Source organism: Bacillus marinisedimentorum (assembly GCF_001644195.2).
Classification (GTDB): domain Bacteria; phylum Bacillota; class Bacilli; order Bacillales; family Bacillaceae_O; genus Bacillus_BL; species Bacillus_BL marinisedimentorum.
The window spans coordinates 134,282-149,061 of the sequence record NZ_LWBL02000040.1 but is presented as its reverse complement, the minus strand read 5'-3'; the positions used below and the strand labels follow the sequence as shown (position 1 = coordinate 149,061).

Genomic DNA, 14,780 nt, shown 5'->3' with positions numbered 1-14,780 from the left:
TAAATTAACGCGGTGATTTATTAAAGATTGAAAAATAAATAAAAGCTGCCGAGACTTTCTCGACAGCCTGAGAACCATGCTTCTAAAGCATGGTTCTTTTTCACCGTATCCGAGTGGCAAAGAGGACAAATCGATAATTTCGAAACTGTCCATGGTCATCTAAGGACTAAAACTGAAACCCTTCTCCATAACTTCCATGATCATTCACTTCAGGATGCTCAACTTGAATGGTCGGATGGTGAAGATTGTACTTTTCTTTTAACAGCTTATTTATTGACGAAACCGCCGTCAACGGCTCGATTTCCTCGCGCAAAAAGACATGGGCTGTGAACGAGTAGTGATCGGATGTGACGGTCCAGAGATGCATTTCATGGACATCCCGGACCCCTTCCACTTCCATAATGTCCGCGCGGATCGCATCAAGATCGAACTTTTCGGGTACCGCTTCCATCAAAATATAATAGGACTCCCGTAAAATTCTGAGACCGCCAATCAGGATGACAGTTCCGATTACCATACTGATGATTGGGTCGAAGATGGTGAAGCCTGTGAAAAAAATCAAGACCGCCGATATGATGACGCCGACAGAGTTAAGCAAGTCTCCGATAAAGTGCCAGAGTGCGCTTTTGATATTCAAATTCTCTTCCTCTTTCGTACTGCGCGACAGCACAATTGTAAGAACAATATTCACAATCAACCCGATAACAGCGATCGTCAGCATGAGCCCCAGTTCAATTTCCTGCGGTGTGATCATCCGCTTGACAGCTTCGATGAATATGAAAAATGCGATTACGGCAAGAGCAAGCCCGTTAAGAAAGGAAGCTAAAATTTCAAAGCGGAGATAGCCGAATGTGAATTTCTTATTGGGCTTCTTCGTTGCCAGATAGATGGCAGTCATACTCAATCCGAGAGCAGCGACATCTGAAGCCATATGAGCAGAATCAGACAAAAGAGCCAGTGAGTTCGCCAGCAAGCCGCCGATCACTTCAACAATCGTAAAAAATAGCGTCAATAGCAATGTGATCCATAGTGCTTTCTTCGATTTGTGCTGGATTTTCACGTGATTCAAATGATGGAAATCATAATCGCCCATGCTAACCCCTCTTTTTTATAATAATTATAATTAATTATAACATATAGTTAAAATTCATCAAACTAATTGATAAAATTATACACCAATTGATAATAGGTATCATTTTCATCCTTTTTATCATGCCTATTCACCATACGGTCTATACCGCATTCCTCCATACATAAATGCCCATTAACCAATAAAACGCCCAAAAGATTCTGACCCTTGAGCGTTCATACCGATATGACTGTTTATTCCATTTTCTTTTTTACATGTGGGCCAAACTGTGCTGCTTTGCATCCGCTTTTAAAATAAGTTCCTCCGTGACACTTACCCAGTTCGAGGTCTTTTCCAACTCACCTGCAAGCTGAAAGAGCAAATCCTCACGTCCCCTCGCTGCCATGAACTGGACACCGGACGGCAGCCCGGCTTCCGTCAAATGGAGCGGCACTGACATTGCCGGCTGGCCGGTCAGGTTTGCAAGCTGGGTGAACGGGGTTCTCATTAAATTCTTTTCGGCAATATCTTCGACAACACCCGTCTTTTTCAACAGTTTTCCTGCGTTGAGCATTCCGGCAGCTCTCACCAGTGCCATTTCAACCGAAGATGGCTCCAGTTCGCCAATCCGCGCTGGTGGATAAGCAGTTGCAGGGGTCATATACAGGTCGTACGTTTCATGGAACGTTTCCATTTGGAAAGCGGCAATATCCCACTCTCTCATGCTCAGCACAAATTCTTCAGCACTTGTCGCCTTTCCGATTAAGCCCAGCAGCCATGTCACCGGTTCGACATCCGTGCGGGAAGGCTTGCGTCCAAGGTCTGCTTCAAGGGATCGGAGCAACGCTGCCACTTCCCCAAAGTACATCGTCAAATAACTCGCGGCAATCTTTTTTCCGTTCGCGGGCGCTTTCTTTTCAACGACATTATGGCCCATTTCTTCAAGCAATTCGGCAGTTCTGAACACAGCCTGTTTACACTCCGGGTGGACATCCGCACCCAGCGGTGAATCGACGGAAAATGCGATTTTCAGCTTTTTATCAAGAGGGGTCAGGGCACATTGCAAATAAGATTCATCAAAGGGCAGAGCATGATACGCATCGGTTTTGGCAGCGCCTTTAACGGCATCAAGCATGGCCGCACTGTCTCTCACAGTCCTGGTGAGGACGTGGTCTACCGAAGCCCCCTGCCAGTGCCTGCCGAAGCGCGGGCCTGCCGGCGTCCTTCCCCGCGTGGGTTTCAGCCCGAAGAGCCCGGTGTATGCAGCTGGTATGCGAATGGAACCGCCGCCGTCATTCGCCCCCGCAATCGGCACCATCCCGGATGCCACCGCTGCAGCTGAACCGCCGCTTGACCCGCCCGGGGTATGCCCGGTGTTCCAGGGGTTTCTTGTGGGCCCGTATTGCTTCGGCTCCGTTATTCCCATCAGGGCAAACTCAGGAACGTTTGTCTGTCCGAGAAAAGTGACGCCCGCTTTTTTAAGCTTGCTTACAAAAGCGGAATCCTGTCCGGCCCGGTATTGCTGCAGTGATTTCGAACCTGATGTCGCCGGCTCGCCTTCGAGCTCCTGGGCGATATCCTTCAGCAGCATCGGGACTCCGGCAAACATCCCTTCATTTTCCGGTGATTCGGCCGCAGTCTTCACTTCATCGTACCTTGTCCGTATAACTGCATTTAACTCGGGATTGAGTGCTTCTATCCTTTTGATCGCCTCTTCGGTCACTTCTTCTCTTTTAACCTGTTTCGTCTTCAGCAAATGGGCCAATCCCAGAGCGTCATTTTTCAGGTAATACGATGAATCCCCCATTTAATGCCATCCCCCCGCTTCTCCGTTTACTTCCATTTCTAGAATGGCATTCCGTTTTCCTCCTGCCTCGCTCTTCAACGCAGGACAAGTTTCCACTTCCGCATTTTCCGCATAGGCTAAAGCGGACATTTATATTAAGGAGTGAAACTATGTATCCGAATAATCCGCAAGACAAAATGGTCCTGAAATGCCTTAAATATCACATGATGGCGGACTATTACAAATACATTGACCCTGCGAGGCACATCCATTATTACCAGAAGCATTTCAGATGCGTACAGCAGCTGATGGGCGGAATGCACGGACAAAGGCAGCAGGAACCAGCTATGTTTCGTGTGCTGCACGCATCGCCTAACGCGCCTGCTGTCGATGTTTATGCGAACGGAAACCGCATTCTTCAAAACGTCTCTTACAAAGATTTTAGTGACTACATGACCGTTTCACCTGGCCGTTATCGCATCGACATCTTCCGTTCCGGCCAGACAGTCCGCCCGATCCTGTCCCAAAACGTGACACTTCAGCCGGCCACCCTGTATACCGTTGCTGCGGCGGGTGATGCGTCTAACCTCAGGCTGATTCCGGCTGTCGACAACCAGCGCATCGAGGAAGGAATGACCAAAGTCAGGTTCTGGCACTTATCACCGGACGCACCTGCTGTCGATATAGCTGTAAAAGGCGGCGACGTCCTGTTCAGAAACATTTCATTCGGCAAGACATCAGACTATCTGGAACTGCCGCCGACAACCGCAGATCTGGAAGTCCGGATTGCCGGCACAAAAAATGTTGTCAAAACCATCCCTGATGTCACTCTGCGCAAAGATGAAGCTTATACAGCCGCCGCAGTCGGCTTCGCAGGCGGAAGTCCCGGTGTTGAAGCTTTGATTTTGCAGCCTTAATCGGAACATTAACAAATGCGCAAGGCGCCCGCTTAGCGGCGTATGCATAAGCGGGGGTTCCCAAAGGGAGGTGACCTTTCCTTCCGAAGGGGATCCCCGCTTATGCAGATAGCCGCTGGCGCCTGGAGCTGGATGACGCCCTTCTCGCTTTTTATCCACAACGCAAAAAATTTATAATTTCCTTAACAGACAAAAAAGTCCCTGCCGGCCCAAAAGCCGACAGGGATTTTTGTCACTGATCGTTTTCATGCTGGAACCTTTCCCACTTTTTAAATTCATCCATTTCATCCTTGATCCGTTTCATTTTTTGATCAAGGTAATGAACCATTTCCGCAGCCTCTTTCAGTTCATCAGTCAGATGATGCGGGACAGCCTGATCAAATTTATAATAGATTTTATGCTCGAGACTTGCCCAGAAATCCATCGCGATTGTGCGGATCTGGATTTCAACTTTCACTTTTTCAGTCCGGTCAGATAGAAAAACAGGCACTTCAACAATCAAGTGCAAGCTTTCATAGCCATTCGGCTTCGGGTGTTTGATATAATCCTTTACCTCTAGAATATGAAGGTCATCCTGGCTTCCGATTACATGATATATTTTGTAAATATCAGATGCGAAAGAACAGATTACCCTGACACCGGCGATGTCATGGATATGTTCACGCGCGTTTCCTTTTGTGATGGCGAGACCTTTCCGTATAAGCTTTTGCTCAATGCTTTCCGGTGTTTTAATCCGTGACTTGATATATTCAATCGGATTATGCTTCTGGACAAACTGAAACTCTTCATTCAAGATTTTCAATCTTGTATTAATCTCATCCAGCGCAAATTTATAAATAATCAAAAAGTTCTTCCATTCATTGAATGTTTTTTCAAGTACCTGCTGCACTGCCTCTTCACCTCTTCATCATCGATCAGCACATTCAGTGTACCACGCCAATGTTAATTAAATTTGAAGAAACCGGGACAATTATAAAACAAGAAATTAAAACCCTTCACAAAAGGGCTTCATAGGGATTGCCTGGCAATTGCCAGGCAATCCCTCTTCACGTAGCAGATGAGCTGTCTTTCCCTTCATCGTGATTTGTTTGTTTCAATTCCCGTATCAAAAGGGCGAGCGAATCAAGCTCGGCATCATCCAGATCTTTATAGCGGTCCAATTGATTCTGGATGAATTCCACCGTAGGGTTCTTCTCTTTTTTTCTCGTAATGAAGTAAGTGGCGATGGAACCGGTGATCATGGCCGTCAAGCCCAGCCCGAAAAACATCAACATTAATGCCAGCAGCCTGCCGACAAGCGTTTCAGGCGTACCCGATTCCCCGATTCCTTTCAATGTCACTTTAGTGGAGAACCATAACGATTCTTCGAAACTGTCGATTTTCGGCTCGATGAAGCGGAACGGAATGGATGAAAAAAAGACCGTCACCATCGTAACCACAATAACGCGCCGCAAACCGTTTGTATTTAAAATGCCGGAAATCGGCCTCAGTAAATAAGAAGACATGGACAGGATGCGGACAATTCTGAAGAACCTCGCAAATCTGGCCAGGCGGAAAATGGAATCAAACGGAAGCAGCGCAATAATATCAAACGGATTAGATTTGATGTACGCCCATTTATTTTTGGCTCCCATCACCCGTAAAATGACATCAACAAGGAAAATGAACCATACAACTAAATCGATATAGAAACCAGCTTTCGACTCCACCCAGATCATTGAAATCGAAATGAAGGCAAGAAATAGCATAAACAATTCATATATCATCGATTTTTTAATCAGTTTCTGCATGTAACCAGCTCCCGGGCAAAATGATACGCTCTCTATCATCCATACCCTTTCAACTGCTGGATAAAAAGCAAAGTGCGCCCCGGCTCTTCAGGGCGCACTTCTCTATCAGCTTTGTTTTAAATAAGAATATAACGACTCATTCCGATCCGCTTTTTCCTGCTCATCCGCAAGGTCATATTTCTTCAATAAATGAAAAACCTCATTCAAGCTTTCCTGTGATTGATTCTTTTCAAAATATGACTGGAACAGCGGCTTCATATCTTCCGGCAGGAATTCCTCCTGTGATTGATACTTTTGCACAACGTCCTCTTTTGAATGGTCGATATTGCATTTTCCCATTTAAGTGCCTCCTTTTTCGGCGTTTAGTACCATTTTAAAACATTTTCCGTTCAGTTACATTGGTTAAGGTAAAAGAATACTTATTTCTTCATGGAAAACCCCGGCAGCTATTGTCGCTGCCGGGGCAATTTCATTACTTTTTAGAACTGTCGTGGCTGTAATAGAACGTAGCTGTCAGGCTTCCATCTTCGTTTTCCTTTATGTCTGTCACATGGATGCTGGAATCAGCCGGTGTTGCGCTGTTGCCCTTCCAGAAGTAGTAAGAGCCAGTATGGACTTTATCCGTATTCGGCGTCAGCTTATCGCCTGTCTGGAAGAAGTCGCCGGCATCGCCCCGGTTATTGTACTTCTCAAGATCGTATTTGCCGTCAGCCTGCAGTACGGACAAACCGTAATGTGTGATGTCAAACGGATTTCCGTCGGCATCCGCGACCGTTTTCGTTTGGTTTGCCTGGAAGCGCTTGTTCATCCAGTTTTCAACATTGTTTACACGCTGGCCGGCAGTCTGGTACAGGCTGATGATATTTTCATCCACATGCCATGCGACAAGGCCGTGGGCATCTTCGCCCATTTCGCCGAGACCTTTATTGATGCCGACTTGCTGAAGATTCTCAAACAGGAAGTACTCTGTTCCGTTTGAACCCGGGACTTCCATTTTCACGATGCCGTTGTCCGCCTCAGCTTGATTAACCGGCGGCAATGTGATCGTTCTCTTTTCACCAGGCTTCACATCGATCGGATCAGCCCAGCCAAGGAACACTTTGGAGAACGGATCGAACGTTGTCGGTGAGTTGCCGGAATACGCTGAGCTTGTCGCTGGATAGCTCATCCAGGAGCCGCCCGCCATCATCGAGAAGTCGCCGACGCCTTCAGATGAGTAGTCTGTATCATAGAAATCAGGCAATCCCATGACATGGCCGAATTCATGGGAGAATACGCCCGCCTGCGCAGGGTATGGACCTGTTTTCTTCGCGTCTTCGTATCCGCCTGTTTTGTAATTATAGCCCGCGATGTTTCCGCCAAGCTCCGGCTGGATGCCGTACGTGCCGATTTCCACACCATCAGCGGTCCACTTGTATTCATTTGCAGCCATCCATTCTGCTTCTTCCTGTGCATCGACATTGCCGTCGCCATTTGCATCTGCAAAATCAAGCTTACCAGTCTTATAATATTCGCCCCAGAACAATGCGCTTGGCAAGTCCCATTTGTGAGACCAGATTTGTGCCGGATCGCGGCTCCATTCTGCACCAGTTCCGGCATGGACGATGAACACATTTGGAAGTTTTCCATCAACCGCATATTTCGTGAAATCAATTTCGCCGTCAACCTGGGCGATCAAGTCTGACACAAGTTCTCCCATATGAGCATATCCATGAGAGTTATCGAAATCACCGTTGTCCTGTCCGAGATAATAATCGGCAGTCTCCGGCAGTTCTACCCATTTCTCGAGCCTGTCCCCTTTTAGTGTGACAGAGTTATAGCTGTTTTCCTTGTAAATGTTCTGCATCGTGCGGTCCTTCGGAACATCTGGACCGTCATACTGCTTGAACTCTTCCAATTCATAAGGATTATAGGAATCTCCGAAAATCAAATCCTGGAAATATTCTGCGTCAACCGGTTCAGCTGGAGCCCCTTTTGGCGCTGTGCCGTCAGCGAATTTCACAAGGAATACAAGCATATTTTGAGTGTCGCCAGTCGCTTTATATGTGACATGGTTGTCGCCCGCCTCCTGGAACTTGACTCCTTTGTTATTCAGCATTTTTGTTACTGCATTATGTTCAGACAGCTTCACGCCATCCTTTTTTGCCTGTTCAACCAGTTCCGGCGATGCCTTCACCTGGTGTGGCACGCTGAATCCAGCCGGTTCAGCTCCTGCCTGAGCAGTCGATACACTCCCCTGGACGCCGCTGAATGCAACGCTTCCTGCAAGCGCAAGCGATAGGGCTGTTGTTGATAAAACGTTACGCATGTTGTCTCCCCCTAAAAAATATTTCTTGATTTTTCTAAATATTACATGCAATTAACATTTTTTGTAAGAGTCGATTTAACTATTAATATCTGACTATTTCCGCAATTTTTTGATAAAAAATGACTAGATTAGTTTGGTATAAAAGATTCACCCTCTAACTGCAATTTCGCTCCGTCAAAGGAAATCCGCATATCCGGCGGGCGGGAATACAACTTGAGATCCATGCAGCCGCTCGGCCTCTATCCCGTTAACTCGATTTTCATGGGCGACTATTTGACGACTGAAGGCCAGCAGGCATCAAAGGACCATGACATGATCCGCGATGCCGGCTTTGAAATTGAGGAAGCGGCACTGTGATTTCTTTGCAAAATCTGTTGACACAACGTTAATCATGTAGTAATATTAACTATTGTTATTCACCCAGACCTAAAAAACGTCCATTGAAAAAGATATCTGGCGTTCTATAGATGTCTTTCGCTCAAATGAAATGCTTAATCACACTGGCGCGGCTTCGGAGCCGCAAGGATGTAAGAGAGGCAGGGCTTACGTCGTTTAAGTAACACCAAACGACATTATAGAATGAAAAACCGCGGCAAAAAAGGTTTTCATAAATGGAATGTTCAAGCGTGCAGGCTATGAAGCGCTCAACGTTGCGGAGCTGCAAAAGCCGCGCTGAACACACGATCTGTGGAAGATTCAAATAACATTAAAAGGCGAGCTGGATTCATTCCGGCTCGCCTTTTCCAATTTCTCAGCTGTCATGCTAATCTCACAACGGAGGTGCCGGTAAACGTTTTTACCGTTTCGCCATGTTTATATCGAAAACAAAAGGGCTCACAATTAATATAACTACAAAAGAAAAAGTTAAAATTAATTCTTTTACACTTGGCTTTTTGTTATGTTTTTTATCAGAGTTAAATAGGAACTCAATTACATCTCTATTCATAAAGTAATCTCCTTATCTTTTATAATTATTCTGCTTTGTTCTTTATAGAGTGCAAAAGTTTACTATCAATTTCGTTCATCGTGATTTCACTCGCTGAAGATGGTTGCCCCCTAACACTCGAAACAAATCGGGAGATAATTAACCAGACCCCTTTGAAAAAAGACTTGGCAAAATCCCTCTCTGGTCTTCCATTCACTTCAATTTAAAAATATGATAGAAGGTACAGACTACCGCTTGATGGAAAGGAAGACTCACATGTCCGCTACTTCAGCAAAAAGCAAGCCAATCGAGCAGGAAAAGCCGCAGGCAACCGTTTATAATATTTTATTTATCATCGGATTCGTCCACCTTTTAAATGACTCGATCCAGTCGGTCATTCCGGCAATGTTCCCGATCCTGGAAAAATCGATGGGATTGACCTTCACCCAGCTGGGCTTGATCGCCTTTTCATTGAATATGGTATCTTCGGTCATGCAGCCTGCCGTCGGCTACTTCGCGGATAAACGGCCGATGCCTTATGCCCTGCCGATCGGGCTTGCCAGCAGCATGATCGGCATTCTTGCACTTGCACTCGCACCGTCTTTCGGCATCATATTAATCAGTGTCATCTTTATCGGCCTGGGATCAGCCGTATTCCATCCGGAAGGATCGCGGGTTGCCTATATGGCTGCAGGGCCGCGGCGCGGACTGGCTCAGTCGATATACCAGGTAGGCGGCAATTCCGGGCAGGCGCTTGCACCGGTCATCACCGCACTGATCCTCGTGCCGCTCGGCCAATTCGGCGCCATCTGGTTCACGTTCATTGCCGCAATTGCCGTCATCCTTTTAATGTATATCGCCAGGTGGTATTCATCACGCCTCGTCGAAACAACATTAAAAAGGGCTGGAAACCAGGCCGCAGCAAACGGTTCTGCTGTGACCCGGCCCATTGCTTACGCATTGATCGTCCTCGTATTTCTCGTCTTTGCCCGTACTTGGTACGGCAGCGCCATTTCGAACTTCTATGCTTTTTATGTAATGGATTCATACGGTGCTTCAATCAGGGAATCACAGAGTTATATATTTCTGTTCCTTGTAATGGGAGCGGTCGGAACCTTTATAGGCGGCCCGCTTGCGGACAGGTTCGGTAAACGCACCATTATCCTGCTTTCTTTTGCCGCAGCCGCCCCGCTTGCCTTATTCCTTCCATATGCAGGCCCTGTTCTCGCATACGGATTGCTTGCATTTATCGGGCTCATCATGATGTCAAGCTTTTCAGTGACCGTTGTCTATGCACAGGAGCTTCTGCCGGGAAAAATCGGTATGATGTCCGGGTTGATCGTCGGGCTGGCCTTCGGGATGGGAGCAATCGGCTCCGTTGTCCTCGGTTCGTTTATTGATGCTTTCGGACTGACACCGACAATGGCGACTGTCGCCTTTTTGCCGCTCCTTGGTTTGCTGACGTTTTTACTGCCGACAGACGAAAAGGTATCGGAATGGCATGCGTAAAAAAGAAACCTCGCAAATAGGCGAGGCTTTAAGCGAAGACAGGGACGCAGGTGCCCCTCGGCTGCTGGCCGAACTGACAATTTCCTAATGTAAGAACAAAAGCGCAAGGCGCCCGCTTAGCGGCGTACGCATAAGCGGGGGTACCCGCAGGGAGGTGCTCTTTCCTCCCGGAGGGGATCACCGCTTATGACGATAGCCGCTGGCGCCTGGAGCTGGATGACTGGCTCCTGGCTTTTTAAACTACAACGCAAAAATTTTACACTTTTCTTAACAAAGAAAAAAGATGACACCGTGCTGGTGCCATCTTTTTTTCACTTATGGACTGGTTTTTTCGAAACAAGTTCTGATTGTACGATAAAGCGGTCCGGTGCACTGCCGATATAGTCGAACGGGTAACAGGTCGTCAGGGTCAGCGTCGGTTTCTCCTTTTCCACGATGACCGACCTGTCTTCACTATCTGTAATCCACATGTTACGAACCTGGTATTCATACACCTCATCGTTGTAAGTGACATAAATCCGATCATTTTCTTCCATCTCCTGAAGCCCCGTGAATACGGTGTCGCGATGCCCTGACAGCACAACATGTCCGCTTTGCGCAGGAGAAACCGTCCACTTGCTGTCATACATGCCGACTCCCTGCTTCAGCGTCTCGGAATCCGTCCCCCAGAAGACATCATACTCATTTCCGATTACCGGAACCGATAACCGGGCAACTTGCTCCCCTTTTTCATAGTCGGGTCCATCTGATGTAAATTTTTCTTCAGGTCCGGCCATTGTCTGCTGTCTTGTTTTATTATCCCATCCATCATACGTTTCTCTTACTACCTCAGGATGATGGCGGGCGGCCTGGCTCTGCTCCCAAAACGAAAACCCGCTCCACAGCAAAACCAGCCCGCCGGCAGCCACCAGAAGCAATCCGATTTTTTTCATCCTATTCACCGTTAAGCATCAGAACGTCTTCTGTAAAATAGGATAGCAAAGCCGCCAGCCATGGCAGCTGCTCCGGCCATCATTGTCATCGGCAGGGAAGTTGCAGTTTCGGGAAGCTCACCGCCGCTCTCCGAACCCGTTCCTTCATTATCTGCCACACCATTTCTATTAGAGATGATCCAGTTTCCATCTTCCTTCAGATACTGTATCGTCAGTGTATACCGGCCCCTTAGCGTATTTTCAGCCTCTTGTGTCAGTTTGTATTCGTTCTCCCCTTTCTCCTCCAATATGTAGTCTTTCTCCATATTCAAGAAAATCGGGCCATCCTTCGGGATGATATAAAGACTTCCGTCTTCTTCGTAATACCAGGTATTGACGATATACTCCGCCACATCCATTGCCATAATCTCCGCCAACTTACTTTTGAACTCTTCTTTTGAATCGAAGTTTTTCACTTTATGATCCTCATCAGCATCCTGAATCACCCAATCTTTAAACTTCTTCTCAAGCTCTTCCACCGGCGGCTCACCATGATTCTCTGCAAGAACCGCACCCGAAAAACCAAATACAAGGAACATCGCTGTCAGCAGTGAAGCAAGTTTCTTAGACAAATGAAATTCCTCCTTATTTAATGATCTATTACTTCTGTTCCTTCTGTATTTCAAAAGTAAACGGGTTATTTCAGATTTTTCTGTATTATTACTATGGGGTTACAGAAGGGAAAGCAGTTTGGATTAGACAGGTTTTTGGGATGAGGATGTGTCCCTTTGAATTATATTGGGCGCGGAGTGATATACCTCATGATTCTCTTTTTTTAGGCAGGGGGATGCTATCGTTGCTCTAATTCCGCATCAGAACAGTTCGAACTCTATACTTGTTCCGCTCTTTTGCACAGAAAAAAACCACCCTGCACGGGTGGTCTTTCACTCTATATTCTATTAATCAAGTACTGTTACATTCACAGTTTTACGGCCGAATGCCATAGCATCGTCTTTATTCGGGATGAAGACATCAATCCGGTTGCCCTGGATAGCGCCGCCTGTATCGCCGGCAATAGCTGTGCCGTATCCTTCAACGTATACTTTGGATCCGAGCGGGATGACATCCGGATCAACCGCTACAACCTTTTGGTTCGGATTGCTTCTCAAGTCAATTCCGGTCGCTGTCACACCAGAGCATCCTGCACAATATGCTGTGTATGCCGTTGCTTCCATTGTAAGCTGCTTGGCATCAGCGTGCTTTGGAGCAGACGTTGAAGTGGTTTCAGATGTTGAAGCCTGGGTATTAGTAGTAGTAGCAGGGGCTGATACTGTTTTTACAGTTTTTCCGTTTAGTGCAGCCCAGGTATTTTTACCGACAATACCATCTACAGCTAACCCTTTATCACGCTGAAATGCTTTGACTGCGTCAAGGGTGATCGGTCCAAAGATGCCGTCATCGTGAAAGTCATAGTAACCGCCAAGTTTCTCCTGTAACGTTTTAACCTGGTGGCCTCTGTCACCCATAACAAGTGTGCGTAAAGCTTGTCCTTCATTTACGTCCATCAATGCGTCATATGTGTTTGGTCCGAAGATTCCATCAACTGCCAGTCCGTGCTTGTCCTGAAACTCTTTTACCGCAGCTGTTGTAATATCGCCATAATAACCAGTAGATGTATGGAAGTTGAAAAATCCTTTAGATTTCAATGCATCCTGAAGTTCCACAACATCCTTGTTTTTTTCTCCGTACGATAGTGTCTGATCTCCAAGTGCGGCTTCTGATACGACGGGACTAGCGAATACCATTCCAGCCAGTGCAGTAGTCGTTGCGACCTTCCTTACGATGTGTTTGCTAGATACCATGTTCGTATACCCCCATTTAAATAATTGGTTTAAACACACTTGGTATGTTTTTTAACCCTGATTCGTATTGTACTAGGAGAATATAACAAAGCAATTTCGATGGAATAACAAGTCCGTTACGTTCCTATTACAGAAACTCCAGTTTTTGTTATATAAAATGCAATTATCAACAAATGATTCCATCATTATCCATATATGGACAAAATCTATTTGATTCGACACTTTCAACCCCGAACTTCCTGTATTTAAATGTGTCGTCACTATAAATCACCAATGACAAATAATGCAGCCCGCACCCAAAATAAAAACCCCGATAATGAATCGGAGTTTTATACAGTGGCCTTCTTAAGGGCTTTATTTTTTTATATTTGTTCCATTATACGGGTTGCCGCCCAGATTCTTTTTCATTTCTGGTGTAATTGCTGCCTTACGGGTGCCTGCTGCCGATTGGCCGGCGGAAGGATTGGATGCTGAGCCGCTTCCATCGAAATATACCGGCTTTTGAGTAGGTTTCACCTCTACACCTCCGCGTTTTTTGCCATGCATTACAAAATTCTTACTTATTACCTTATTTATACCATAATTATAGTTTAAAAGTAATGTGTTTTTTAAATATTCTATCACTTTTACGTAAAGGGAAGAATCTCCAGTCGCCTTCTTAGCAGCATACGCAATAGTCGATATCCGCATAACAGGTTCGGTTATTGAGTTTAAAACAGAGAACAGCACACAAAGGAGCCCAATTAGACACCAAATTGGGCTCCTTACTTTTAATATAAGATGACACAACTTATCGTGAAAGGATGTGGAGATGTATATTAAATCAGAATGTTTTTCAATATCGGGCAAGATTGTGGAATAAGGAAGGACTTTGATCTCTAAACATTGCATTTTTGAACGGAAAGTTGATGCCGTTGCGGACAGAGAAAACATCCAGCTCAGTGCCTATAATCTACTGAAGGATCTAAGTATAGGCACTGCATTAAGTTTTCCGTGCCTAAAAATGATGGAAGGGCAACAATACAGGCACGCATCTCCGCTTCCCGTGCCTATAAATGATGGAAGGGCAACAATACAGGCACGCATCTCCGCTTCCCGTGCCTATAAATGATGGAAGGGCAACAATACAGGCACGCATCTCCGCTTCCCGTGCCTATAAACGAGGGAAGGGCAACAATACAGGCACGCATCTCTGCTTTCCGTGCCTATAAATGATGGAAAGGCAACAATACAGGCACGCATCTCCACTTCCCGTGCCTATAAACGATGGAAAGGCAACAATACAGGCACGCAACCCCATTTCCCGTGCCTATAAACGATGGAAAGGCAACAATACAGGCACGCAACCCCATTTCCCGTGCTATAAACGATGGAAGGGCAACAATACAGGCACGCAACCCCATTTCCCGTGCCTATAAACGATGGAAAGGCAACAATACAGGCACGCAACCCCATTTCCCGTGCCTATAAACGATGGAAAGGCAACAATACAGGCATTGAATCACACTTCACTGCCCTGCATCCAGGCCACTGCCCAAACCATTTTCCTTCTGCGGGAACTCTAGTGTTTTCTTCCTCCAGGATTCTCTTGCTAATTACAATGTTTTTCACCTTGCCAATTTGATTGGTAAAACGAATGTCCTTTTACGTAGTAGTTATGTAAAAACGAACCCTTTAGTACAAAGCGGTTATTCCTTCGATCT

Annotated in this window: 12 protein-coding genes and 1 pseudogene; 3 read left to right on the top strand and 10 right to left on the bottom strand. The window is 46.2% G+C overall.

The window, feature by feature from the left end:
• Positions 1 to 166 precede the first annotated feature (166 nt).
• Together A4U59_RS12160 and A4U59_RS12155 are read right to left on the bottom strand one after the other, a co-directional pair.
• Positions 167 to 1,093, bottom strand: a complete 927-nt coding sequence (locus tag A4U59_RS12160) for a cation diffusion facilitator family transporter (protein ID WP_066173928.1) — start codon at positions 1,091 to 1,093, stop codon at positions 167 to 169.
• 247 nt (positions 1,094 to 1,340) lie between these two features.
• Positions 1,341 to 2,876 carry an amidase family protein gene (locus A4U59_RS12155; protein ID WP_066173926.1) on the bottom strand — a complete coding sequence of 512 codons (1,536 nt, stop codon included), beginning with the start codon at positions 2,874 to 2,876 and terminating at the stop codon, positions 1,341 to 1,343.
• Positions 2,877 to 3,025: 149 nt separating this feature from the next.
• On the opposite strand from A4U59_RS12155, the gene A4U59_RS12150 reads away from it, so the two are divergent.
• Positions 3,026 to 3,772 (top strand): DUF4397 domain-containing protein, encoded by a 747-nt coding sequence (locus tag A4U59_RS12150; RefSeq protein ID WP_066173923.1) that lies wholly within the window; start codon positions 3,026 to 3,028, stop codon positions 3,770 to 3,772.
• 232 nt (positions 3,773 to 4,004) lie between these two features.
• On the opposite strand, the gene A4U59_RS12145 is transcribed toward A4U59_RS12150, so the two are convergent.
• The 4 genes from A4U59_RS12145 to A4U59_RS12130 all read right to left on the bottom strand — a co-directional run bounded on the left by A4U59_RS12145 (position 4,005) and on the right by A4U59_RS12130 (position 7,870).
• Positions 4,005 to 4,661 carry a GTP pyrophosphokinase gene (locus tag A4U59_RS12145; RefSeq protein WP_066173920.1) on the bottom strand — a complete coding sequence of 219 codons (657 nt, stop codon included), beginning with the start codon at positions 4,659 to 4,661 and terminating at the stop codon, positions 4,005 to 4,007.
• 157 nt (positions 4,662 to 4,818) lie between these two features.
• Entirely contained in the window at positions 4,819 to 5,562 is a 744-nt protein-coding gene (locus A4U59_RS12140) for an ion transporter (RefSeq protein WP_066173917.1), read from the bottom strand.
• A gap of 105 nt (positions 5,563 to 5,667) precedes the next feature.
• Positions 5,668 to 5,901: a group-specific protein gene (locus A4U59_RS12135; RefSeq protein ID WP_066173913.1), complete on the bottom strand. Its 234-nt coding sequence runs from the start codon at positions 5,899 to 5,901 to the stop codon at positions 5,668 to 5,670.
• Positions 5,902 to 6,034: 133 nt separating this feature from the next.
• The gene (locus A4U59_RS12130; RefSeq protein WP_066173912.1) at positions 6,035 to 7,870 is read right to left on the bottom strand and encodes a M6 family metalloprotease domain-containing protein; all 1,836 of its coding nucleotides are present in this window, start codon (positions 7,868 to 7,870) and stop codon (positions 6,035 to 6,037) included.
• Positions 7,871 to 8,041: 171 nt separating this feature from the next.
• Here A4U59_RS12130 and A4U59_RS20900 point away from each other — a divergent pair.
• Together A4U59_RS20900 and A4U59_RS12125 are read left to right on the top strand one after the other, a co-directional pair.
• A pseudogene (locus tag A4U59_RS20900) lies at positions 8,042 to 8,227 on the top strand (biotin synthase BioB); the annotation flags it as partial.
• 844 nt (positions 8,228 to 9,071) lie between these two features.
• Positions 9,072 to 10,304, top strand: a complete 1,233-nt coding sequence (locus A4U59_RS12125) for an MFS transporter (RefSeq protein WP_066173909.1) — start codon at positions 9,072 to 9,074, stop codon at positions 10,302 to 10,304.
• A 311-nt stretch (positions 10,305 to 10,615) separates the two neighbouring features.
• Here A4U59_RS12125 and A4U59_RS12120 read toward each other — a convergent pair whose 3' ends face one another.
• The 4 genes from A4U59_RS12120 to A4U59_RS21760 all read right to left on the bottom strand — a co-directional run bounded on the left by A4U59_RS12120 (position 10,616) and on the right by A4U59_RS21760 (position 13,701).
• The gene (locus A4U59_RS12120) at positions 10,616 to 11,236 is read right to left on the bottom strand and encodes a class D sortase (protein ID WP_066173905.1); all 621 of its coding nucleotides are present in this window, start codon (positions 11,234 to 11,236) and stop codon (positions 10,616 to 10,618) included.
• A gap of 11 nt (positions 11,237 to 11,247) precedes the next feature.
• Positions 11,248 to 11,847 carry an LPXTG cell wall anchor domain-containing protein gene (locus tag A4U59_RS12115; RefSeq protein ID WP_066173901.1) on the bottom strand — a complete coding sequence of 200 codons (600 nt, stop codon included), beginning with the start codon at positions 11,845 to 11,847 and terminating at the stop codon, positions 11,248 to 11,250.
• A 327-nt stretch (positions 11,848 to 12,174) separates the two neighbouring features.
• A complete protein-coding gene (locus tag A4U59_RS12110; protein ID WP_066173899.1) occupies positions 12,175 to 13,077 on the bottom strand; it encodes a peptidoglycan-binding protein in 903 nt (300 codons plus the stop codon).
• Between the two features lie 354 nt (positions 13,078 to 13,431).
• Positions 13,432 to 13,701, bottom strand: coding sequence for a hypothetical protein (locus tag A4U59_RS21760; RefSeq protein WP_169823955.1), 270 nt, complete (start codon positions 13,699 to 13,701; stop codon positions 13,432 to 13,434).
• Positions 13,702 to 14,780 lie beyond the last annotated feature (1,079 nt).